The organism is Pseudoalteromonas atlantica (assembly GCA_007988745.1).
In the GTDB taxonomy this organism is placed as follows: Bacteria; Pseudomonadota; Gammaproteobacteria; order Enterobacterales; family Alteromonadaceae; genus Pseudoalteromonas; species Pseudoalteromonas atlantica.
Map to the genome: position 1 here is coordinate 38,692 of BJUT01000011.1, position 24,881 is coordinate 63,572.

Genomic DNA, 24,881 nt, shown 5'->3' on the forward strand with positions numbered 1-24,881 from the left:
GGGTTTTTTTAAAGAGTTACAGAGCTAATTACTTAGCTGCTTTTTTCTCTTTTTCTGCAGCGATTACAGTGTCAGCTACGTTTTGTGGACATGCTGCGTAGTGTGAGAACTCCATAGAGAACTGACCACGACCTGATGTCATTGTACGTAGTGAACCGATGTAACCAAACATTTCTGATAACGGAACGTCTGCTTTAATGCGAACGCCAGTTAAACCAGCTTCTTGGTCGCTTAGCATACCACGACGACGGTTAAGGTCACCGATTACGTCACCAACGTGATCTTCTGGCGTGAACACGTCAACTTTCATGATTGGCTCAAGAAGTTGTGCGCCCGCTTTAGGGATCGATTGGCGGAAAGCGCCTTTAGCAGCGATTTCGAATGCGATTGCAGATGAATCCACGGCGTGGAAGCCACCGTCGAAAAGCTCTACTTCAACGTCAAGTACTGGGAAGCCAGCTAGAACACCTTCGTTCATCATTGACTTGAAGCCTTTCTCAACTGCAGGCCAGAATTCTTTCGGTACGTTACCACCAACAACTGATGAAGTGAACGTGAAGCCTGAATTCGCTTCGCCTGGCTTGATGCGGTAATCAATTTTACCGAACTGACCAGAACCACCAGATTGTTTCTTATGCGTGTAGCTATCTTCGATTTCACGAGTGATAGTTTCACGGTAAGCAACCTGTGGTTGACCAACAATAAGGTCTACGCCGTAAGTACGCTTAAGGATATCTACTTTGATATCTAAGTGAAGCTCACCCATACCTTTAAGGATAGTTTCGCCTGAATCTTCATCAGTCTCAACTTGGAAAGACGGATCTTCTGCAACCATTTTACCGATAGCAATACCCATTTTCTCATTACCGCCTTTATCTTTAGGCTGTACAGCAATCGAGATTACTGGAGTTGGGAATACCATTGGCTCAAGTGTTACTGGGTGCTTAGGATCACAAAGAGTGTGACCAGTTTGCACGTTCTTCATACCAACGATAGCGATGATATCGCCCGCTTGCGCTGAAGTAAGCTCTTTACGATCATCAGCTTGCATCTCAACCATACGGCCAACACGCTCAGTTTTACCAGTAAATGCATTAAGGATAGTGTCACCCTTGTTAAGCTTACCAGAGTAAATACGTACGAATGTTAACGCACCAAAACGGTCATCCATGATTTTGAATGCTAACGCTTTGAAAGGTTCGTCTGCAGATACAATTGCGTGCTCGCCGTTTTCGTTACCTTCTTCATCCATAAGAGGTTGAGGATCAACTTCTGTAGGAGCTGGTAAGTAATCAACAACAGCATCAAGGATTAATTGCATACCTTTGTTTTTGAATGCAGAACCACAGTATGTAGGGAAGAACGCAAGGTCACGAGTACCTTTACGGATACAACGCTTGATATCTTCAACTGAAGGCATTTCACCTTCCATGTACGCTTCCATTAGGTCATCGTCTTGCTCTACAGCAGTTTCAACTAGGAACTCATGGTATTCATCAGTTTTTTCTACCATGTCTGCAGGAACGTCAACAATTGAGTAGTTCTCAGGAAGACCGGTCTCATCCCAAACATATGCTTGTTTGTTTAAAACGTCTACAACACCTACGAATTCGTCTTCAATACCAATTGGTAAAGTCATAACTAATGGAACAGCACCAAGTACTTTTTGTACTTGCTCAGTTACACGGTAAAAATCAGCACCCATACGGTCTAATTTATTTACGAAAATAATACGTGCAACACCTGATTCGTTCGCGTAGCGCCAGTTAGTTTCTGATTGTGGCTCAACACCACCAGAACCACAGAATACACCCACACCGCCGTCTAATACTTTAAGTGAACGGTAAACTTCAACTGTGAAGTCAACGTGTCCAGGAGTATCGATAACGTTAAAACGGTGATCTTTCCAGAAACAGCTTACTGCCGCAGACTGGATAGTAATACCGCGCTCAGCTTCTTGCTCCATGAAATCGGTAGTAGACTCACCATCATGTGTCTCACCGCTTTTGTGGATTGTACCTGTAAGCTTTAGGATACGCTCAGTAGTTGTGGTTTTACCCGCATCAACGTGCGCGAAAATACCAATGTTTCTGTACTTCGATAAATCTGCCATTAATTTTACTCTTAATAAAGTCGATAAATTATTCGGCGGGATTATAGCATTACTTAAAGCGAACATCACCATACAAGTCGCTTAAAATGCAATCAATTCAATAAAATTTTTCTAGATTTACATCAAGCACTGGTTAAATAGCACTGATTATTATGTAACCCATTAAAAATATTATGTTTTATTCTTGTAATCTGAAGGACACTCAGTTACTTAATTATTTTGTAACAACGCTCTGGCCTGCCAATACTACCGTAGCTTTGATCAGCACTTAACTTTTCAGACTCTAATAAAAACTCTAAATAGCGACGAGCAGTTGAGCGGCTTACCCCCACTAAATCGCCCATTTGCTGAGCAGTAAATGCACTTGAATCATGCTGTACGAATGCATCATGGATTTTTTGCAATGTAAGCTGGTCAACGCCTTTGGGCAGCCTAATAGCACCCTGTTTTTTCTCTTTTGAGCCGAATAACACATCAACCATTGATTGGGTCACTTCGTTTGCATCAGAAAAACACTGTTGACGCGCCTCAAAGCGCGAAAGAGCTTGATCTAATCTATTTAACATTAACGGTTTAACTAAAAAATCACAGGCACCAAGTTGCATTGCTTTTTCAAGTGTTTCAACTTCTTTGGCAGCCGTTAGTAGCATCACTTCGCTCTTAATTTCACGACGCCGTAAATCTGATAATAAATCGAGTCCGTTACCATCAGGTAAATGTATATCGAGTAAAATAAGATCTGCCTCTATCGCTTGCAACAGAGCTGTTGCAGTACTTAAATTACCTGCAATTCCAACCACTTGGTACTGTCCTTGGCGTAAACTCTGTTTTGCAATTTGACTTCCCGCAGCGCCCCCCGGCAGTAATAAGTACTGGGCAATTAGCTGTGCAACTTCAACTTCGTCTTCAATTATAATTACAGAATAGGTCATTGCTTAATTACTCTTATTATTTTGGAATATAAACACTTAACCGCGCCCCTAATAAATCCGACTCACCAATTTCTAAACTACCACGGCAGGAGTCCAAATTGGTTTTTACTAAGTACAAACCAATACCGTGTTGCGCCCCAGACTTAGAACTAAATTGAGGCGTAAAAATGACTTCATGATCAGAGCCTAAACCAAACCCTGTATCTTCCACATCAAACAATAAAGTTTGACTGGTTTCGTCAACTGTTACCCTTACTTTAGCAGGGCGAGTATCAGATGCTCTAATAGCAGCTTCAATGGCGTTATCTATTAAATTGCCTAAAATAGAAACCACTCGTTCAAGCATATCCTTACGTTCTATAACACCAAGCAAACTATCTTGGTTAAGCTCAAGAGCAACATTAAGCTCTCGTGCTTTGTGGTATTTTCCCACCAATAAACCAGCTAATACGGGGTCTTGAATCCGCTCAAGTAAGTTGTGAATTTGTGCTTGAGAACCCTGACTTTCCTGCCCTATAAGTTCAATTGCTTGCTCGTTTTTGCCCATTTGTACTAAAGCACCAATTAGGTTTAATTTATTCGAGTAATCATGTGTTTGAACACGAAGTAACTCAGCAAATGCTTGTACTTTTGTTAGCTGCTGACTTAAATATTCCAGTTCATCAGACGGGCGCATACTGAGCAGAATACCATCATCCTGACCTTGAACTTGTAAAGAAAACCGCGACAAAATAATTCGTTTATCTGCAGCAAATAACTCAAACCCAACAATTTTGCGGCTTTGATTGCGCAGTAAAAACTCAGCATGCTCAGGCAATAGGTCTTCTAGAGTAAGGTTTTTATGGATTGTAGATGTAGGCTTATCAAGAATTTCACAGGCACGTTGATTTAGTTTACGCACGGTTCCATCAGGCTCCAGTGCAATAATGCCGCTACGAACAGTATTTAAAATAGCATCCTGCTCTGAAAATAATCTTGCTATCTCATCTGGTTGCAAACCAAATATAGCATTACGTACTCGTTGACCAATATAAACCGCGGCAATAATACTTAAACCAACAAGCATCAGCCCCCAAATAAGTATTTCAGCACTACGAGATAAAATAAGCGGATCAATTGATTGCACCAAAAAACCAACAGACACTAGGCCTATAATTTCATTGTTAGCATTATATACAGGTACTTTACCGCGAATTGACTCCCCCATGCTGCCATGAGCTACCGATATATAGCGCTCGCCTTGAAGGGCCTCCTGACTATCACCTCCAACCATAGGTTTGCCAACTTTGTGCTCATCAGGATGTATAATACGCAGTGCATTAATATCGCCAACCACTATAAAATCAGCGCTTGTTAGCTCCGTAAGGCTTTCTATTTGCAAATTAAATGCTGTTAAATCACCTTTTCCCTCTAACGCATTTATTACATCAGTTCGTGTTGCGACACTACTTGCTACAGCGAGTGCTTTATCACCTATGTGATTATGTAAACTTTGCGCCGTAAGCTGATACACCAACGCCCCAAACAATATTGCTTGTAAAACACATAGCCCAGTTACCCAAATAATTAAACGTGTTTCTAATCTTTTAGGTTTTTTTACCATGCTCTGCAATGGGCTTGGTTTGTTGGTGTTTGTCATTAACGTCCTTATTAAGCTTGCTCTTGCTGTAACCTAGAGGCTGTTTTATCCGCACGGCGCTGCTTCAAATAATCTTTTAATGGGAACAACAACACTAAAATAGAAAGTATAAAAATACTTAATGTGAGCGGCCTATCCCATAAAAAGCTTAAAGAGCCATCCGAAATCATCATTGAGCGACGAAAGTTTCGCTCAATCATATCGCCTAAAATAAAGCCAAGTAACAAAGGAGCCATTGGAAAGGCCAATAGGCGTAATATTAACGCAACCAAGGCAACACCAACCATCATAAATAAGTCGAATGTGTTAAACGACACCAAGTACACGCCAATTAAACTAAAGAACAAAATCATAATGGTTAATACCGACTTTGGCATTGCCAATACTTTTGCAAAATAAGGAATAAGAGGTAGGTTTAAAATCAATAAAACAATGTTGCCAAAATACATGCTTACAATGACAGACCAAAATACACTTGGGTTTTCTTGCATGAGCATAGGGCCTGGCTGAATACCATACGCTATTAATGCTCCTAGCATTATGGCCGTCGTGCCAGAGCCTGGAATCCCCAATGTTAATAAAGGTACAAATGAGCCTGTGCATGCTGCATTATTTGCAGACTCAGGAGCGGCAAGACCACGTAAAGAGCCTTTTCCAAATTTTTCTTTTAGGCCTTTAGGTGCCAAATTTCGCTCAGTGGCATAGGCCATAAAGCTTGCAATAGTGGCTCCTGCGCCAGGTAAAACACCAACAATAAATCCTAAAAATGACGAACGGCCAACAACCGGCGCCATATCTTTAACTTCGTCTTTTGTTAATTTAGTTGAACCTATTTGCGGCGTATCTGAATCATTAAGACTTTTAGCGTCTTTCTTCTCTGGCTTAACAACATTAATTAATGCCTCAGCAAGTGCAAACGTTGCCATTGCAATTAATAAAAAGCTAATACCATCGAGTAAGTCGGCTTGTCCAAAGGTAAATCGCTCGGTGCCCGAGGATGGATCTATACCTACCGTTGCCAGCATTAAACCAAATACTGTCATCATCATTGCTTTTAAAAATTGGCCTTTATTTGAAAATGCAGCAATAGCTGTTAAACCTAAAAACATTAGCACAACATAATCAGGAGATTGAAAACTCAATGACACCTTTGCTAGTAGAGGTGCGGCAACCATAAGTAGTATGGCGCCTATAGTTCCACCTATAAATGAGGAGTAAGCGGCAATAGCCAAGGCTTTACCAGCATGCCCTTGCTTTGCTAACGGATAGCCATCAAAAGATGAAGCCACCGTACCCGCCACCCCTGGCGCATTTATTAAAATGGATGATGTAGAGCCACCAAAAATAGCGCCATAATAAACCCCAGCCATTAAAATCATCCCTGAATCAGCACCTATGCTGTAAGTAATAGGGATCATCAATGCAATAGCAGTTATTGGTCCAAGCCCAGGTAACATACCAATAAAAGTACCCACCAAACAGCCTGCTATCACGTACATTAAATTATTAAAGTCGAGCACGGTCGACAAACCAAGCATAATTCCATCAAACATAACTTAACTCCATAAATCGCCCGGAACCAAGTAAATACCTAATACTTGAGTCATCAAAAACCAAAACACCACGGCAACAGGAATAGAGGCAAACAATAGAATCTTCTTGCGCCTTTCACCCATTACAAAAAAACCCGCTAATAAAAAGGCGCTGGTCGAGATTAAAAAACCAACAGGCTCCAACATTGCACTATAAATCACCATTAAAACTAATAAGCCTAAAGTTCGTACGACATGCGACTTTTCTAGAGGCTGGTTTTCTGCCGCTTTTTCGTTTGGCTTAAGCAAAGTAGAACCGATAGAAAGCAAGCACACCACAATGCCAAAAGCTGCGTATACTTTTGGTAATGTAGCAGAAGTAACCGTTTCGTATTCTTCAAATGGTAATAGTGGAATTTGCCACGCCACAATGGCGTAGAGTGTAAATAGCGTCAAGAATAAACTTGGCCCTAGTAGTTCGCGATTCATCATAAAAACCTCGATTAATCCGCTTTACGAATAAAGCCAAGCTCTTGCATTACCACTTTAAGCTGCGCTTCTTGTTTTTCGAGTGACTGGATAAATTCATCTTTTTCTTGAAAGAGATTTAACCAGCCATTTCGCGCGCGAACAGTTTCCCACTCAGGAGTTAATTGTAATTTACGAAGTTTCTCGGTGTATTGAGCAAGTTTATCGGCAGGTAAATTAGGAGCAGCAAAAAAGCCACGCCAATTAACAAACTCCATATCGTAACCCATCGACTTTAACGTAGGTATTTTAGGGTAATCCGCTAAAGCTTCTGGCGATGTAACTGCTAACACCCTCGCCTGCCCGCCATTTACAACTTCTAACGCCTCGCTTAAACCGGTAGAAAGTAAGTTTACTTCACCAGAGAGTAAACCAGCTTTTGCTTTACCACCGCCATCGTAAGGAATGTAACGAATTCTGCGGCCATCAACCCCGCCTGCTTTAGCCGCTTGTGCAGCAACTAAGTGATCCATACTGCCACGGGCAGAACCACCCGCTACTTTAATTGAGCTTGGGTCTTCTTTAAGCGCTTTAATAACATCCTGCCAGGTTTTATAGGGCGAATCGTTACGAACAACAAAGGCACCAAAATCAGCAATCATATTGGCTACGGGAGTTAAATCTCGGTAGCTATAGGGAATTTTCCCCGTTAAGGCGCGCAATACAATAGGCGTTGAATTAACCATTAATATATCGCCTTTTTTAGTACCTGATTCTATTAAGTAGGCAATGGCGCGCCCGCCGCCACCGCCCGACATATTCTGAAAAGACGCATTATTATCAATGCCAGCCTTTACTAAACCTTCACCTACACCGCGCGCAGTTGTATCCCATCCGCCACCTGGGCCTGCTGGTACTAAAAAGTGAATATCGGCCAATGCCATAGGGCTGCTTAGTACTAATGATGCCGCTAATAATGTTGTTTTAACTGACTTAAATAATTTCATTGTGTGTCCCCTTAAAATAAATACTGCATACGTACACTAAATCCCATACCAGAGTCTTCATCACCTACAAGCGCAGCGGTACCTGGGCCATCTACATCGCTATAGATAAGATTGCCCATAAATTTAATGTCACTACTAACGTAATAGCTTGTACCAAGTGTGTAGGTAGTTACTTCGCTACCTTGGTTTTTACTCGTTGCATCCATTTGCGAAACTCGAGCAACTAACTCCCATGCATTTTTAATATTTTTAGGTTGTACAAATAGTGCAGAGCCAGCTTTATACTGTCGTTGCTCAACCCCTAAAAAGTAACTTGCTGAGATATGAAAGCCGTCAAAGCGCTCGCCATCTAGATCATCGCTGCTATTGAGCGCATCTAAAGCACGGCTTGCGTATTCTGCCTCTAATGTTAAAGAGTCAGCCTGAAAAGCAAATTCAAGCCCAGACTGCAATAAGCTATCCAGTGCTACCGCTGTGCCGCCTGTAGCATAATTAACAAGGCGTACATTAGTTTCGCGCACTTCACCACGCGCAAAACGCTCGCCTAGTTCATTGCCACCCATATCACGGTATGAATGCCATGCACCTAAATGAATCACGTCACCAGGTGCTGCACTTGACCACGTAGCACGCCCTGTAATAGCAAGCGTTAGACGGTCGTTTTCATCGTTACCCGTTGCACCAAAGGCATCATTTTTATAAACCCCAACGGCATATCGAAAGCCTGAGTCTTTAAAGTATTGATAAGCAGATACGCCCCAACGGAAAAAAGGCGAGAAAGTATTAGCAAGCGTACTACGCTCAATAGTATTAATGTGCTTTGAGCTAGTAAGTGCGTTTAGCGACATGTCTTCACGGATTTTACCCGCTTTAATTTTAAGACCGTTTTCAAAGGCGTAACGCACGCGGGCAAGTACAATTTCGGCATCCCCTTCGCCAAATTCTAAAAGTAATTTGTGATCCCAGTTTCCATGCTCGCTCTCTACGTAGGTACGAATACGACGAGGGAAGAAGTCGCTTCCACCTGAGCCATCATTGCCTGCGTTATAGGCACCTTCAAAATAGTTGTAATCAAGCTGTACTCGTCCTCCAAACTCCAAATTAAAGCCACTTGATGTTTTTAAAGAGTTAACTTCTTTTTGCAATGCATCTAATTGTGCTTGTAGTTTTTGAGTATCGTTATCGGCTAAAGCTGATGTGCTAGCCAACGCTGCTGTAATTGCTAAAGCGAGCTGTGTGTTACTTGCTTTCATTATTTTCTCCACGCTGTGTTTGTATCTTTATTGTCAGGTAGATAAGCGACGACAAACTGCTATCTAAAGCGCAGCTTATTGTTAACGTGAAATTAACGAAATATTTTGAGGGAAAGGTGCATTGATGACGGTAAAGTACATTTTGTTCATAAAAACCATGAACAAAATAGACATAAACAAAAATTAATAAGAAGGGTAGTGAAGTACACCTATGCGATGACTAAAAAACGCACTTAATAAAATAAGAATTATTTGCATTTAGGTGTTGACAGTTTATTAGATCTAACTGATAATCAATATCAACAAGACGGGAATGCATACCCACTTGTGACGGAATGAACTAATTTGTTTCTCGACCCTGAAACAACGTGTGGCGCACGTAAACAGCTATGGTTACTTGTTATGAACCGCAACGCCCCTTGATGTTGATGATAAGTAACCGCCCTACTATTTTACTTGCTACATTGCTCATATCGGTGACGGTAGATATGAAACTAAAAAAGCCCTTACGGGCTTTTTTTATGTCTGTAATTTAGTAAGTAATATACTCACATAAACTCACATATTAACGGCGGTTTTTACGTGCACGTGCACGGCGCTGTTTTTTCTCTTCTTCTTTAGCGGCTTTTTTGGCCTCTGCAGCGGCGCGTAAGCCAGCTACCATAATTTCTTCTTCTTCACGCATGGCTGGGGTTTCCATGGTAATACGGCCGATAATCCCATCACGTAATTCGTTAATCAGTATTTCAGACATTTTATAGGTGTCTATTTGGTTACCGCCACGAATACAACCACGCTTTTTACCGGCCATTTCTACAAACTCCCAGTCACTTTCTGGCAATTCATCTATTTTATAGCGTGCTTTTAAAAGCTCTGGGTAGGCTTTTAATAAATACTCTGCGGTATAACTTGCCACATCTTCGTATTCAAGCGCTGTATCACGTATTGCACCGGTGGCACCTAAACGATAACCCGAGTTCTCGTTTTCTACTTTAGGCCACAGCATACCTGGCGTGTCGTAAAGCATAATGCCGTCTTCAAGCTTAATACGTTGCTGCGCTTTTGTTACCGCAGGCTCGTTACCCGTTTTTGCAACTATGCGCCCAGCTAATACGTTAATTAACGTTGATTTGCCCACATTTGGAATACCCATGATCATGGCTTTAATTTGCTTATCGGCGCCCACTTTATGTGGCACTAATTTTTTACAAAGCTCATTAATGCGGTGCACCTCAGCGGCTTTATCATGGCCAAACGCGATGGCTTTAACGCCACTTTCTTGCTCAAAATAGTCTTTCCACGCTTGGGTCATTTTAGGGTCGGCTAAATCCGCCTTATTTAAAATTTTGATGACCGGCTTGCCTTCACGAAGCGTAGTTACCATAGGGTTTTCACTACTGTAAGGAATGCGTGCATCAAGCACTTCAATGATCACATCCATTTGCGGCATTATTTCTTTAATCTCATTACGGGCTTTATTCATGTGCCCAGGGAACCACTGGATAGCCATTTTTAACTCCTAACATATAATTTGACGCTATTTTAACTGGCAATTCATTTAATTGCGCTATACTGGCGCAAATTTTTTTAGATTAGATATTATGGCTCTTAAATCTACCATTATTAAAGCGCAATTATCGTTAAGCGATATGGACCGCCACGTGTACCAAGATTTTAATTTAACGTTGGCACAGCATCCCTCTGAAACCGAGCAACGCTTGATGATTCGCTTATTAGCCTATGCGCTAAATAGTTGTGATGGCTTAGAGTTTACCAAAGGCTTAAGTGCCGACGATGAACCTGAGCTTTGGCATGTAAACTACAGTGAAGAGATAGAGCTGTGGATTGAGCTGGGCCTGCCAGATGAAAAGCGTCTTAAAAAAGCCTGCAATAAAGCTAAAAAAGTGGTGCTTTATACCTATGGCGAAAACAACCAAGCTATTTGGTGGCAAAAACATCAACCTAAATTGTACGATTTTAAAAACTTAAGTATTTTTAGCCTTGATTACGCCGCTACTCAGGCACTTGCAGATTTAGCCGACCGCAATATAAAACTTACCATTACCGTTCAAGATGGTGAAGTGTGGGTCAGTTCTGATACGGCTAATATCGAAATAAAACCGCAACAGTTAATGTAAATTGTAGGTAAGGGCGTATGAAAATAAACCACGTTATTGTATTACACGGCCTTTATATGTCGGGCTTTGTTATGCGCCCGCTCTGCTCTCGTCTTGAACAGTCTGGAGTTAAAGTACTGAATCTCACTTACAATACGCTCGACCCTAACTTAAGCACCATATTTAAACAAATTGATGAGTTTATTGGTGATGAGCCCTCTGCATTAGTATGTCACTCTATGGGCGGATTAATTGCCCGCGCCTACTTAGAGGCAGGCACGCCAGCGAGTCACCATGTCACTAAAGTGATTACGCTTGGCACACCCCATCAAGGCAGCCACATAGCGCAAAAGATGAAGCAAAAAGGGTTTGAAACCTTTTTAAAAAACAGCGTCGAGTTTTTACTCACTAAAAATGGTAACTGGCCGTTTAAGGCCAAGCTTTACAGTATTGCTGGCGATTTGCCCATTGGGTTAATGCCGTTAATTGTCAAAGGCAGTCAGTCCGATGGCACCGTTTTACTAGACGAAACCAAGCTTAAAGGCATGGCTGAGCATAAAGTGTTTCATTTAAGCCATACCAGTATGATTTATTCTCGCCAAGTGCTTGAATACATTATTAAGTGCCTTAACGAAGCAGCCTAGTCTTCCCCCGCCTCTGCTATTTTATAACTGATTAAAAATATCACCCCCAAAATAAGTGGCATGGGTGCGGCAATGTAGCCAAACGTGTCGGCATTGGCAAAACTTGCGCCTGCTAAATGCGCCACCAGCCCCAATACAAATGCTATAACGGCTATACCTACCACTATTAACTCTGCTTTATTTTGTTTTACTGTTTTTGCATCCATAATCGCTCTCCAATAAATTTAAGATATTTATTTTGCTTGAGTGAATTATGCGCTACAGCCATAAGCATTTACTGATTTAGATCAATACATCAAATAGCCAATATTCAACCTTGTAGAAAACTTGTTTTGGATCATAATTTATCCATGTTTTGTCTTTATTTTATTGTTAAGGGGTAGAATTTTAATAAATTCAACCCATCTATATTGTATGAGTGATTTATTGCGCTGCACGTTATTAATAGTTAAAACCTATTGCATTGACTGGTTTAAACAATTTTACTAATTAATAGCACTGAGCAATAATGATCATCAGTTCATAAATAAACGGTTCATCAAGGAGCAAGGTATGTCACAGGTAAATGCAATTGGTTTAAACAGCGCAAAAAGCGAAGACATTGTTAAGTCACTCAATACATTATTGAGCAGCTACCAAATTCAATACATGAATGCGCGCGGTTTTCATTGGAATATTAAAGGCCGTAACTTTTTTGAATTACACATTAAATTTGAAGAGATTTATAATTTACTACTTGAAAAAGTAGATGAAATTGCTGAACGTATTTTAACGTTAGATGGCGCGCCACTACATGCGTTTTCTGATTACTTAGAAGTAAGTGAAATTAAAGAAGCTAAAAACATTAGCGATGGTACCGCAGCCGTAGAAAACCTATTAGCTGGCTACAGCACACTAATTAAAATGCAACGTGAAGTACTTACTCAAGCAGGCGATGCAGATGATGAAGGTACAGCGTCATTAATGGGTGATTATATTTCAGAGCAAGAAAAACTAGTATGGATGTTAAAAGCGTACTTAGACTAAGCTAAAAAATAAGCCCTCAAAAGGGGAGGGCTACAAATAGGGAGAATCGTAAATTTCTTTGCGATTCGGATACTATATTAGCGCCCCCTATCGACTAAACAACGCCACTGTTACCAGTGGCGTTGTTTTTGGTTTAAGCGGAGCATAAATAATTTTAAAGCAAACTAGCCCACCCTTTTCGCGCTTGCATTAAAAAGCCCCAGCAACGGCTGGGGCTTTTGTTAATACCAGCTCCTTAATTAAGTGAAGCTGGAAAAACTACAATTGTGCAGTATTAACTGCTTAAAATTTACTTCTAAAACCAATATAGAAGGTTTGCCCGATTGGGTCATACGTACCTGCGTCGGTTTCAGTACCTGTGCTTGAGCCACTTACACCTGAAAGTATACGCGGAGGCTCTTTATCAAATAAATTGTTAGCGCCGGCGTATAGCTCTACCGCGTCACTTATATGATAGCTTGCTTGTACATCGTGGTAGATTACTGAGCCAATACCCACGCCGCCAGCAGGTATACCAAAGCCACTTAAGAATTGATCATCAAAGTCAGCAGCCCCTATGTAGGTCATGCTCCAGTTAAAATCAAAGTCATCAAGCTTATAGCCTAAGTTCCAGTTAGCTTTGTGTTCAGATGCGCCAATTTCACCAGCAAACTCATCTTTATCCGCACCCGGTAACGGAATAGTGTAACCGTCAATCAAGTAAGTGTATGCAAGGCGAGTTCTAAATGCGCCTGGGCCAATATCGGCAGAGTAAGTTAGTGTTAAATCAACACCTTCAGTTCCTAAACCACCACTATTTGATACACCACTGTCAATAAACTCAAGTGAACCTGCGCTATTATTACCAGAAGGGCCGCTACGACGAGTTATAAAGCTACAGAAGCTATCGTCACCACCGCCATAACATTGGTCTAAAATAAATTGGCGCGGTGTAGATACAATCGCATCTGTGATTTCTATATCAAAGTAATCAAGGGTAACGTCAAGGCCCGAAATTAGCTCCTCTGGGGTAAATACCACACCCACAGTCACAGAGTCGCCCACTTCTTCTTTTAAGTCTGGGTTACCACGGTTAAAACCACTAATACCCTGTAAATCAGACTGGTTAAGGGTAAACTCACCGTTTGATGCAATATTATTTGCAACACCCGCATCGGCACGACACGCATCACCTACAGCGCCACCGCCACTGTTTGTAACACCTATACATGGATCGTTTAAACCACTTGGGAATGTTTGCGAAGGCGGTGAAAATAACTCATCAATATTAGGCGCACGTGTAGAACGAGCACGAGTAGCACGAAGGCGTAAGCTATCCATCACTTCCCAATCAACACCTACGTTCCAGCTTTCTGTATTACCTACTGTTGAGTAGTCAGATAAACGGACTGCGGCGTTCATTGTTACCGCATCCAGCACTGGAATGTTAGCCTCAACATAGTATTCAGTTACATCAAAAGAACCTTCGGTTGCAGGAATTGCATTACCGGCATTTAAGCCTGCTTGCTGTAGGGCATCAAATTCACTGCGAGAAAACTCTTCGCGGTATTCAAAACCAGCCGCAATACCTACCATACCCGCAGGCAGCTCAAATAAATCACCTGAGACATTACCGCCAATAATTTCTTGCTCTACCGACGTAGAAAGCGTACTTGGCGCACTTACAAAATCAATTGCACCTTGCGATAGTGAATTAAATCCGTAAATGTTTACTGGCGCACAATTAAAGCCACGCGCTGTTGCATCAATACAAATCGCTTCATCGGTAATGCCATCCGCATCTAAATCTTGGCTATCAATTACCGCCTCTAAACCTTGGCGAAAGCTTTGTACATTTACTAAGCCACCTGATACTTGCGACTCTTTCGTTTTACCGTACACATAGTAGGTATCGTAAAACCAGCTGTCGTTAATCTCACCCTGAAAGCCCACAGCTAAGCGGAATGTATCACGCTCTGCACGGGCACCACGGTTACCTACGTCACTTAAACGTTTTGCAAAAAAGATATCTCTAGCACCATCACCGTCGGTGTCTGTTGCTGCATTGTAAATATCATCTGGCACAAAGGCATTTCTGAGCATTTCGCCATTTACGTCAAACTCAATTGGCACGCGGCCATTGGCATAAATGTCATCTGAGGCAAACGGAAAAGGCTCTAACTCTGAAATAGTGGTACTAGATGCGTACGTCCCTTCAAAAAAGAAGCTGTGTTTATCTGTTAACTCGTAACTACCATTTGAGGCGAATAAGTAGCGCTCTGTTGGTATAGCAATGGTACGTACACCGCTTCGGTTAAAGCCGTTGGCATCTATACCGTCACCGCCATTGGTGCTAAACGAGTCTTGTAAGTTGTTGTTTGGATCGTAAGTAAAGCGTGTATCGCCTGCATCAAAACGCCCTTGTGGCGGAAATGATGAGAAAAACGGGTTAACGGCTTCAAAAATAGAGCCCGGATTTGCCGCCGGATCGTCTTCAAAATAAATACCTGAAAATTGGTCTACTGCAGAGCGCTCACGATCGCGCGAAAACACAGCACCTTGGTCTGAGTAGCCTAAGTGGAACATGGCTTGACCTTTGCCATCACCCGTAGTTAAACCCGAGGTAAAAGAAAACTGGCGCGATTCATCATCGCCTTCGCTTGATTCGCCGTATTGGCCTTCAAACTCTACGCCTTCAAAGTCATCTTTTAGTACAAAGTTAACTACACCTGCAACCGCATCAGAGCCATATACTGATGATGCGCCACCGGTCATAATTTCCACGCGCTCAATAAATTGGCTAGGAATGGTATTTAAATCAACTGCCGAGCTACCAGGTACACCCGATACATAACGGCGCCCATTCACAAGTACTAAAGTACGGTTTGAACCTAAGTTACGCAAATCAACAGTAGCTACACCCGCGCTTGCCGTTGAAAAGTTAGAGTTAGTACGGCTAATAGCTGGAGAGCCAAATGCTGGGTTTTCTAGCAGTAGGTTTTGGATGTTTAAAGAACCCGATGCATCAATTGCCTCGCCACTTACAACCTGTATAGGTGCAGACGACATCGCCTCGGCTGAACGAATACGAGAACCCGTTACTTGCACGCGTTCTATTTTTTCTAGTTCGTCTTCTTCTGCGGCTATACCTTGAAAAGAAAAGCCAGCAAGCACTGTCGCACTAAGTGCTAAAGACAATGAAGATTTTTTAAATGTACGACTATCTAAGTTATTTATTTTTTTCATACTATAATGTCCCTGAAATGTTATTTTTGTAACTGGTTGGTTACAAACATTTCAACATTAAGTGGAATAATTTTAAGACACTATGCGCATTATTTAATAGGCATTTAGTCAGGTACAAACAGCAGGATATATGGGATGAAGGTACTTATCCCAGATTGTTATAAATTAGATTAAATTTTTTTAACATTTTTTATTAAATACACGGTCTTTATAACTACACACTCTAGAGATGGATTTTTTTATGATTACTTACTTTCATGCACTAATTAGAGTTAGCACGAGCAAATTTGCAACATTCTTAACTCAGCAGGTGCAAGCTCACCGTCACTTTGATTCGCAAATGCAACTGCCCGAGCAGCGTTTAGATCAAATAGATACCTCTCGTTTTAATGTGCTTTTTTACGAATTATCTAATTTAAATGATCCTACTCAAATAGTGCACCTAACTGAATTGGCTAAAACAATGAAAGTGGTGGTGATTGCTAGGTCGGCTGAATTTGCTAATTTTGCGTTTGAAGTCGGCGCAGTCGATTTTTTAACCGTCGATGCAACCGCTTCAAGGCTTGAAAAATGCTTCGATAAGCTTATTCATTTATGCCCATTAGCCACACAAGCCGAGCGCTTGTTTAAAGCCGCATCTGAAAACGAGCAACCCATTGCTGCACATATTGTTGTTAAAGATGTAGGAAAGGTACGTTTAATAGATATTAACGATATTGTATGGATAAACGGTGCGGGTAATTATGTAGAGCTACACTTTAATGGTAACAGCGCCCCCGTTTTACACCGTGAAACCATGAAAAACATTGAGCAACAGCTAGAGCCTGAAGGTTTTATACGTATTCACCGCTCCACGCTAGTTAGAAAACATGCCATAAAAGAGCTTATGCCAACAGACAGCGGCGACTATAAAGTGAAGCTTAAAAACAATATCTCGTTAAATTTATCAAGAAGGTACAAAAACTGCTTAGAAAGCATTATAAGCCCCGTAGCATAGGGGCTTGTAATTCTATTTACCAGTAGGTTTTAATGTATTCATCGTCTGGGTGATGATGTAGGTAGCTTTCTGAGTCTTTATAAAAGTTAACTTCAATATCGCTGTTGCTCCAGACCTTCTCGAACATATTTTTAGCAATAATGTTTGCATATAAGTAATCTACGCGTTCGTAGCCACGCTCTTTTACGCTGGCAAAGTACGCCTCTAACGAGTCCATGCTATCTACAGTTATTAACTCAAATTCTTCTAAATTAACCACAACACACTTTACCGCGCCTTTGGGGTGCATACTTAGTTCGTTCACCACGCCATTCGTTAGTAAAGTAATTCCTTCATTATTAAAACTACCCATTAGCTTTAAATACATGGTGGGTGGCTGAGAGCAAATATAAAACTCTCCATGTGCTCCAAACATAAATAACCTTTTATATATCAGTGCTTCATTAAAGCTTAATACATTTTGCGTATTTTGCAGTTAATTTATAAGCGCGATAAAAAAGGCCATTTCGAGGGCTTTTTCTTCAAGGCTTTTAAAACGCCCAGATGCGCCGCCATGCCCAGCATCCATATCGGTTTTAAATACCAGTATATTGTTATCGGTTTTGAGTTCTCGCATTTTTGCTACCCACTTCATAGGCTCCCAATATTGTACTTGAGAGTCGTGCAGGCCTGTGGTGACTAAAATATGCGGGTAGTCTTGGGCGCTAATATTATCGTACGGTGAGTACGCGGCTATTACATCATAAAAGTGTTCATCGTTTGGGTTGCCCCATTCATCATACTCGTTAGTGGTAAGTGGAATACTTTCATCTAGCATGGTGGTTAACACATCTAAAAATGGCACATGACACCCTACACCTAAGTAAAGCTCTGGCGCTTGGTTTAATACAGCGCCCATCAACAAACCACCTGCACTGCCGCCAGAGGCAAATACTTTGTTTTTATCACCGTAGCCTTGCTCTACAAGAGCCTTTGTAATATCAATAAAGTCGCTAAAGCTATTTTGTTTATGCTCTTTTTTACCTTGCTCGTACCAATGGCGTCCTAGCATTTCGGAGCCTCTTACATGTGCAATCGCATACACAAAACCGCGGTCTAGCAAACTCAATGAGGTACTCGAAAAGCTCGGATCTATCGTGTAACCATATGCACCATAGCCATATTGAAACAGTGGGTTAGTGCCATCTTTGGTAAAGGTGTCTTTTCTATAAACTAACGAAACAGGTACTTGCACGCCATCGCGTGCTGTCACGAATAAGCGCTCAGAGGCATAAAGTGCACTATCAAACCCGCCCAGTACTTGCTGCTGTTTTAACAATGTTTTTTTGCCCGTGGCTAAATCAACATCGTACAACGTTCCAGGCGTGGTTAGACTTGAATAATAAATACGTACCGAACGCGCCTGTGGCTCGGGGTTCATCGCCACAGCGGCATAGTAGCATGGGTCGCTAAATTCAAGCGCCATGCGCTCTTGAGCTTGGTTAATAACAACAAAGCGAGCTTGACCTTGCTCGCGCTCAGTTAATACTAAAAAGTCGTCAAATATCTCTACGCCTTCAAGCAACACATGCTCACGGTGCGCGGTGTGCTCTTGCCACTGCGTTTTATCTGCAATCGTTTCGCTTGTTGCCGTCATCAGTCTGAAATTTTTAGCTTGCCAGTTGGTTACTATGTAATAAGTATCGTCGTGTTTATCTATATCAAACTCATGCCCTTCTTCGCGCGGTAGTAATGCGTTAAATTCACCTTGCGGGTTATTGGCATCAAGCACCCAGGTATCGTTTGTTTCGGTGGTGGCCAAATCTATAATAATAAGGCTCTCGTCACGGCTTTTACCCAAGCCCATAAAAAAGCTTTTATCGTGCTCTTCATACACCATAATATCTTGGCTTTGCGCTGTGCCTAGTTCATGCCTAAACACCTGAAAACCCAGTAACGTTTGTAAGTCTTTTTTAACGTAAAATACGGTTTTATTGTCGTTAGCCCAAACAATTTGCCCTTCAGTGTTTTCTAAAACATCGCTGAGCATTTCACCTGTTTGCAGGTTTTTAAAATGTACGCTGTAAATTCTGCGCCCTTCGGTATCTTCGCTGTATGCCATTAATTGCTCGCATGGGCTTAGCGCGACTTCACCTAGTTCGTAAAATTCATGGTTTTGAGCTAAAGCATTTACATCAAGTAGTAACTGCTTGTTATCGGTGTTAATACTTGTGCTTCTGTAATGGCGCGAATACTCATCGTCACCACGTACCTCTGAGTGATACCAGTACTTGCCATCTTTAACCGGCACCGTGTTGTCATCTTTTACGATGCGCCCTTTAAGTTCTTCAAAAATACTGTTTTGAAGTGGTTTTATTGCGGCTAGTTGCTCATCGCAGTATGTATTTTCGGCTGCTAAATGGGCGAGTATTTCTGGGTTTTCGCGCTCATCATCGCGCATCCAGTAGTAGTTATCGGTGCGCGTTTTATTGTGCATAGTTAATTGATGAGGTTGCTTTTTAGTAACTGGAAAACGAGCTAATGATTGAGAAGAAAATTCACTTAAAGACACAACAAAACCGTATAAAAAATAACAATGCAGGCAGTTTATCATAAAAATAAAAAAGCCCACTCATAGAGAGTGGGCTTGAGGTATAAGTCCAAATTTTAAAATTACTGCAATTTTATTCTTGTCATTACACCCATGGGAAGATGGTTTTTATTTTAAAAGCGTTAAGAGAGCTTAATCCAGGCCATTGCCCAGCTTTTTCCGATACCAGGTTCAAAGCTTGGGTCTTTATCATTATTGGTTCTGCAAAATTGGCTAAATGGCCATGCCTTACATTGGTATATATAACCTGTTTTAGGCTGCAGTACGCGAGTACCCGCGTTGTATTGCTCGCCCCCATTAGGGTATACAAAATCATATGCTTGGTTGGTGCACTTAGCGGGGGTATCGCACTTTGCAATGCAATGAAAATCAACCTTTGCCTTATTAATACCGCTACTTTCTAGGGCAAATATTTCGTTATCTCTATAGCCAACAACCAACCCTTGCTTGGTCATTCTACCTGCACTTACCAGGGGCACATGCACGTTTATATACTCAGCAACTAAGCGTGGCCAAGCATGAGGCTCACCTTGTTCTAAAGAGGTAATTTTATAATCAAACGATAAATCAACAAGCACTCCTTGCATGTCTGAAAAGGTTACACTAACCACATCCCCAATGAACAATTGAGTATGATGGTTTAAACAACCTATAGTTGACCATTTTCCACAGGCCAACGACGTATGCATAAACACAGTAACACCTTAAGAGTCACAAAATTTTATCCATATCATATGGATACACAAAAACGACACTGAGGGCAAGCAATACCGTATAAAAATTATGCAGCAGCCCTGCTATCGTAGGTTACACCTTAGACCGGAAACTTTGCGTCTTAGCCTTTCGACTAATTTGCCAACAGAAAAAAGTGATTATAAAACGTGCGCAAAGCTTATTCAAACAAAAGAATGTAACCGAGATTTTTATGTAACCCTAAATAACTAAAAAGCCAACTTGTTAAAGTTGGCTTTTAATAGTTTAAGAGGTTTGGTTTATAGGGGCTTTTCGCCTAAATACTTTTCGAAAAGCCATTTTAAACACGCCGCCAATATCGCCTAAAATAATGTACAAGCACGGCACCAATATAAGGGTGATTAGTGTTGCAAACATTACCGCAAAGCCTAGCGCTACTGCCATAGGGATTACAAACTTAGCTTGTAAGCTGGTTTCAAACATTATGGGCAGAACCCCTGCAAAGGTTGTAATAGAGGTTAATAATATTGCCCTAAAGCGTGCACAACCGGCTTCTATTACCGCGTTTTTAACGCTTACACCCTCTCGGCGTACTTGGTTTACGTAGTCGGTCATTACCAGCGAGTCGTTTATTACAACGCCAGCCGCGGCTATTAAACCAAAGCCCGACATTAAGCTAATGTCTAAATCAAACCAAAAGTGTCCCCAAATAGCCCCCGTTAAACTAAACGGAATAACCGACATAACAATAAGCGGCTGGGCATAACTTTTAAGTGGTACAGCAAGCAATATATAAACTAAAATCATGCCGCCTACAAAAAACAGCAGCTGCTCATTAGCTTGCGCTTGTTGCTCTTCTATTGCGCCACCTAGCTCTGATTTTACACTTGGGTATTCTTCTTTAAGTTGCGGCAGTAAGTTTTCTTTTACTTGCGAAACTACTTCGCCTGGCTCTATAACTTCTTCATCAATGCTGCCGTACACATAAACAGTACGATAACCGCCCTCACGGCGAATATAGCTTATACCCGGCGTTTCGGTTAATTCAACCACATCGCCTAAAAGTACTTCACGCCCCTGCGGTGTAGTAACTACTGTGTGTTTTAGCGATGAAAACGCTTCGCGAGTCAGTTTAGGGTAACGTACCATTACTCTTACTTCTTCGCCGTTACGTATTACACGCTGTGCTTCACCACCATAAAAACTAGCGCCTACTTGGTTTGCAATGTTAGCAAGGTCGAGTCCTAAATCGTAAGCTACAGGTTTTAAGCTCATTTGCACTTCTTTGCTAGCAGGGTCAATGGTTGAGCTTATATCAAACAAGCCTTTTTGTTGCTGCAATAGCTGAATAAAACGACGGCCTGCCGCATTAAGCGTTTCTATATCAGAGCCAAACAGTAAATAACCAAATTCGCCTTCGCCAGTGCCGCCACCGCCGCCAACATCATCTTCAATAGTGAGTGATTTAATACCGGCAATGGTTGGCATAGCTTCTCGCCAGCGGCGCGAAAGTTCAAACGCGTTATAAGGGCGTAAGTCTTCATCAACCAACGGCGCAAGTAACTGAGACTCTGTTCTGCCTTGGTTAAATACCAGTACATCACGAATTATTTTTTGGCCAAATTCACGCTCTGTTTCTTCATCAACTCTTAACACCATGGCTTCTACTTCACGAATAGCTGCAATAGTTTGTAAATCAGACACATTGTCATTCATTTCTATATGAATTTGCGGAAAATCATGCGGCACTTTTGGAGTGGGTACAGTGCGTACTTTATTTGATGTGATCAGCGCAATGCTTATAAAAAACATAGCAATAAAGCCAAACAATACTGTCCAACGCCAATCTACACAACGCGATATAAAACGCTTATAAGGGCCATTTACAAAGCCAAAAAAGCGGGTATTAAACCTATCGCGCCAGCCCCCTTTTTTAATAGGTGAAAAGTGCGTGTGGGCAATGTGCGCCGGTAAAATAAGTTTTGATTCAACTAAGCTAAATACTAAACACAGCATGACTACTACGGCAATACCGTAAAAGAAGGCGCTTTCTGGCCCGCTTGAAAGTGTAAACGGGGCAAACACTGCAATGGTTGTTAGTACACCAAATGTAGCAGGGGTTGCTACACGGTTAGCACCACGGACGACGTTTTCAACTCCGCCTCCGCTTTTTTCAACCTCAGTATAGGCGGCCTCACCTATTACTATGGCGTCATCTACCACAATCCCGAGCACCATAATAAAAGCAAACAACGAAATAATATTAATGCTTATACCAAATAAAGGCATTAGCATCATGGCGCCTAAAAAGCACACTGGTAAGCCAATCATTACCCAAAGCGCTAATTTAAAGCGCAAGAATAACGAAAGCATAATAGCGACTAATATTGCTCCTTGAAACAAGTTAGCTTTCATCATATCAAGGCGCGCATTTAGGTAGTACGTCATGTCCATTAATGGCTCTAACCTAACGCCCGGTGGCAGCTGGGTATTTTTTTGTTCAATAAATGCTTTAACCGAATCGGCAACGGGGATCATGTTTTGATCTTGCGTTGCCTTTACCGACATATACACTGCGTTTTCGCCATTAAATTTAAAGTAGCGCTCGCCTTCGGTAAATTGGTCTTTAATAACAGCAATGTCTTGAAGCAATACCTTAGCGCCGTATTCGCCTATTTTTACCGGAATTTGTCTAAACTCATCGCCAGAGTAATACTGGTTTTCAACCCTAACAGAAATAATCCCCGCATCTGTTGTTAGTTGCCCCGCCGAAAAATTAGCAGAGTAATTACGCACAGCGGTCATTACATCGCTTAGGGTTAAGTTGTATTGGCGCAAAGTGTCTGGGTCGATTTCAATGGCAATTTCATCAAGCGGCACATCGTTTTCTACCAACGACACGTTTGATAGCTGTAATAGCTCATCTTCAATTTGATTGGCAATTGGTTTGAGTTCTGTCAGCGGCAAATCGGCAACTAAGGTCATCCCTATAACATCTTGCCTAAACTCAATCTGACTTATGGTGACCGGTTCCATACCCGCAGGAAAGGTTGCAATACCATCAACACGCAGCTTTACCTTATCAAGTACATCGGTAAGCTCTGCATCGGTGTTAATTTCAAGGCTTGCTCTACCGCCATTTCTAAAGGCGCGGTACACGCCCTTTTTAATTTCGGTCACATCCTTTAGTGATTCTTCAATTTTTATAAGAATGCTTTCTTCAATTTCTTGTGGTGAGGCACCGGGGTAATTTGCCTCAACATTAATGTAGTTAATTTCTACATTAGGAAACATTTGGCGCTGAATGGTTAAGTAGCTAATAATCCCCATGATGATAATAAAAACCATCATTAGGTTGGCTGCAACAGAGTTTTTAGCAAAATAAGCTATTAACCCTGTTTGTTTTTTTTCAATTGATTCGCTCATTAATTTACACCTTACAACTGTTGCGCATCAGCGCTACTTTCGGTGTTTGTATTAGCGTTACTTGGCTCGCCCATGCCAGCCACTTTAACCTGCATGCCTTTTTGTGGGTACTCAGGTAACGTGGTAACCAATTTATCATCGGCGTTAAGTCCGCTGCTAATATAAAAGTACTCGCCTTCTTCTCTTACTACGGTTACTTTGCGCGGTTCAAGTTCTTGGTTTTCGTTAACTATCCACACCGTTTGGTTATTAACTAATGATTGCGGCAAACGGTAAATATTATTAAGCATGGCGCCTGCAAAATTAACCTGCACGTAGCTGCCAAATTTAATAGCCGGTTGCTGTGTTTTTAAGCCGTATGGGTCTTCAATACGTACCACTAAGCTGCTCATGCGCGTCGCGTTATCTACAATACCTAGGTCGCGGTCAATCACGCCTTCACGTGTAAAACTGTTTAAGCCTTTTTGAATAATAGTGGCCTTAATGCCCTTAATTCGCTCCGGTAAAAATACGCTATCAAAACCAGCAATAGGAATAATAACCTCTGCTGTTTCTATATTATTTAAATCGGCCACTTGTGCGCCCATAGCCACAAACTGGCCTACCCCCACATTACGACTTATAACAAGCGCATCGTAAGGTGCTTTTATATCGCAGTTTTCTAAATCGCGTTGCGCTCTTTTTAATGCGGCTTGCGCCGATTTAACCGCTGCTTGGGCGCTTAGCACCTGCGGTTTACGTAAAAACAAGTCGGTACGTGCCTTACTCGGAAAACGCTTTGCTTCGTCTTCGGCTACTTTTGCCTGCGCTTGCTCTTCAATTAAGGCCGCTTTGGCACGCGCTAAATCGGCTTCGGCTACCAATACGGCTGCTTCGTAGTTGTCTTTTTCAATGCTAATAAGTGTATCGCCACGAGAAACCACGCCACCCGCTACAAAGTTAGGGTGCCAGCTAATTACTTCGCCCGACACCTGCGCCGCCAACTGCGTATTTTCTAATGGTTTTATTTCGCCATAGCTGTTTATTATTACTTGATGATTATTAGCTTCTACAGGCTCAACTTGCACGGTGGGGCGTGTATCTACTGCTGTTTTACTTTGATCTTCTTGTGCAATAGCGTTTATTCCCATAAAGCCCACTACACCAATGGCTAATGCTACAAATGGGAACACCCATCTCAGTGAATTTGATTGCATATCCTAATTACCTCATATTTCTA

At 41.7% G+C, this 24,881-nt stretch carries 19 protein-coding genes and 1 riboswitch; of the genes, 4 read left to right on the top strand and 15 right to left on the bottom strand.

Annotated features, from left to right (window positions below; translation table 11 throughout):
- Positions 1–28 precede the first annotated feature (28 nt).
- The 8 genes from fusA to ylqF form a co-directional block, all read right to left on the bottom strand.
- Entirely contained in the window at positions 29–2,113 is a 2,085-nt protein-coding gene (gene fusA / locus PAT01_RS07290) for an elongation factor G (protein WP_126008601.1), read from the bottom strand.
- 206 nt (positions 2,114–2,319) lie between these two features.
- Entirely contained in the window at positions 2,320–3,045 is a 726-nt protein-coding gene (locus PAT01_RS07295) for a response regulator (protein ID WP_004587464.1), read from the bottom strand.
- 16 nt (positions 3,046–3,061) lie between these two features.
- The gene (locus tag PAT01_RS07300) at positions 3,062–4,684 is read right to left on the bottom strand and encodes an ATP-binding protein (protein WP_126008603.1); all 1,623 of its coding nucleotides are present in this window, start codon (positions 4,682–4,684) and stop codon (positions 3,062–3,064) included.
- An 11-nt stretch (positions 4,685–4,695) separates the two neighbouring features.
- Positions 4,696–6,237 carry a tripartite tricarboxylate transporter permease gene (locus PAT01_RS07305; protein ID WP_064385956.1) on the bottom strand — a complete coding sequence of 514 codons (1,542 nt, stop codon included), beginning with the start codon at positions 6,235–6,237 and terminating at the stop codon, positions 4,696–4,698.
- Positions 6,238–6,240: 3 nt separating this feature from the next.
- Positions 6,241–6,708 (bottom strand): tripartite tricarboxylate transporter TctB family protein, encoded by a 468-nt coding sequence (locus PAT01_RS07310; RefSeq protein ID WP_154945240.1) that lies wholly within the window; start codon positions 6,706–6,708, stop codon positions 6,241–6,243.
- 11 nt (positions 6,709–6,719) lie between these two features.
- A complete protein-coding gene (locus PAT01_RS07315) occupies positions 6,720–7,691 on the bottom strand; it encodes a Bug family tripartite tricarboxylate transporter substrate binding protein (RefSeq protein WP_154945241.1) in 972 nt (323 codons plus the stop codon).
- 11 nt (positions 7,692–7,702) lie between these two features.
- Positions 7,703–8,944, bottom strand: coding sequence for an OprO/OprP family phosphate-selective porin (locus tag PAT01_RS07320; RefSeq protein WP_154945242.1), 1,242 nt, complete (start codon positions 8,942–8,944; stop codon positions 7,703–7,705).
- Between the two features lie 565 nt (positions 8,945–9,509).
- Positions 9,510–10,454, bottom strand: coding sequence for a ribosome biogenesis GTPase YlqF (gene ylqF / locus PAT01_RS07325; RefSeq protein WP_054983594.1), 945 nt, complete (start codon positions 10,452–10,454; stop codon positions 9,510–9,512).
- A gap of 91 nt (positions 10,455–10,545) precedes the next feature.
- Between ylqF and PAT01_RS07330 the strand changes: the two genes are divergently transcribed.
- A complete protein-coding gene (locus PAT01_RS07330) occupies positions 10,546–11,082 on the top strand; it encodes a YaeQ family protein (RefSeq protein WP_126008609.1) in 537 nt (178 codons plus the stop codon).
- A gap of 17 nt (positions 11,083–11,099) precedes the next feature.
- Positions 11,100–11,705 (top strand): PGAP1-like alpha/beta domain-containing protein, encoded by a 606-nt coding sequence (locus tag PAT01_RS07335; protein WP_004585990.1) that lies wholly within the window; start codon positions 11,100–11,102, stop codon positions 11,703–11,705.
- Here the strand turns inward: PAT01_RS07335 and PAT01_RS07340 are convergent.
- The gene (locus tag PAT01_RS07340) at positions 11,702–11,911 is read right to left on the bottom strand and encodes a hypothetical protein (RefSeq protein WP_024033977.1); all 210 of its coding nucleotides are present in this window, start codon (positions 11,909–11,911) and stop codon (positions 11,702–11,704) included. The two genes, PAT01_RS07335 and PAT01_RS07340, sit on opposite strands and share 4 nt — an antisense overlap.
- Positions 11,912–12,257: 346 nt before the next feature.
- Between PAT01_RS07340 and PAT01_RS07345 the strand changes: the two genes are divergently transcribed.
- Complete coding sequence (locus PAT01_RS07345; RefSeq protein ID WP_004585992.1) at positions 12,258–12,731, top strand: Dps family protein; 474 nt, start codon at positions 12,258–12,260, stop codon at positions 12,729–12,731.
- 282 nt (positions 12,732–13,013) lie between these two features.
- On the opposite strand, the gene PAT01_RS07350 is transcribed toward PAT01_RS07345, so the two are convergent.
- Positions 13,014–15,956 (bottom strand): TonB-dependent receptor domain-containing protein, encoded by a 2,943-nt coding sequence (locus PAT01_RS07350; protein ID WP_154945243.1) that lies wholly within the window; start codon positions 15,954–15,956, stop codon positions 13,014–13,016.
- A 241-nt stretch (positions 15,957–16,197) separates the two neighbouring features.
- Between PAT01_RS07350 and PAT01_RS07355 the strand changes: the two genes are divergently transcribed.
- Positions 16,198–16,953 carry a LytR/AlgR family response regulator transcription factor gene (locus PAT01_RS07355; RefSeq protein ID WP_154945244.1) on the top strand — a complete coding sequence of 252 codons (756 nt, stop codon included), beginning with the start codon at positions 16,198–16,200 and terminating at the stop codon, positions 16,951–16,953.
- A gap of 16 nt (positions 16,954–16,969) precedes the next feature.
- Here PAT01_RS07355 and PAT01_RS07360 read toward each other — a convergent pair whose 3' ends face one another.
- The 5 genes from PAT01_RS07360 to PAT01_RS07380 form a co-directional block, all read right to left on the bottom strand.
- Positions 16,970–17,368: a hypothetical protein gene (locus PAT01_RS07360; RefSeq protein ID WP_055255445.1), complete on the bottom strand. Its 399-nt coding sequence runs from the start codon at positions 17,366–17,368 to the stop codon at positions 16,970–16,972.
- 60 nt (positions 17,369–17,428) lie between these two features.
- Positions 17,429–19,546 carry a S9 family peptidase gene (locus PAT01_RS07365; RefSeq protein ID WP_404821021.1) on the bottom strand — a complete coding sequence of 706 codons (2,118 nt, stop codon included), beginning with the start codon at positions 19,544–19,546 and terminating at the stop codon, positions 17,429–17,431.
- Between the two features lie 119 nt (positions 19,547–19,665).
- Positions 19,666–20,232: a chitin-binding protein gene (locus PAT01_RS07370; RefSeq protein WP_154945255.1), complete on the bottom strand. Its 567-nt coding sequence runs from the start codon at positions 20,230–20,232 to the stop codon at positions 19,666–19,668.
- Between the two features lie 95 nt (positions 20,233–20,327).
- Positions 20,328–20,410: riboswitch (cyclic di-GMP riboswitch) on the bottom strand.
- Between the two features lie 111 nt (positions 20,411–20,521).
- Positions 20,522–23,662: an efflux RND transporter permease subunit gene (locus PAT01_RS07375; protein ID WP_154945246.1), complete on the bottom strand. Its 3,141-nt coding sequence runs from the start codon at positions 23,660–23,662 to the stop codon at positions 20,522–20,524.
- Between the two features lie 11 nt (positions 23,663–23,673).
- Positions 23,674–24,858: an efflux RND transporter periplasmic adaptor subunit gene (locus PAT01_RS07380; protein WP_054983590.1), complete on the bottom strand. Its 1,185-nt coding sequence runs from the start codon at positions 24,856–24,858 to the stop codon at positions 23,674–23,676.
- Positions 24,859–24,881 lie beyond the last annotated feature (23 nt).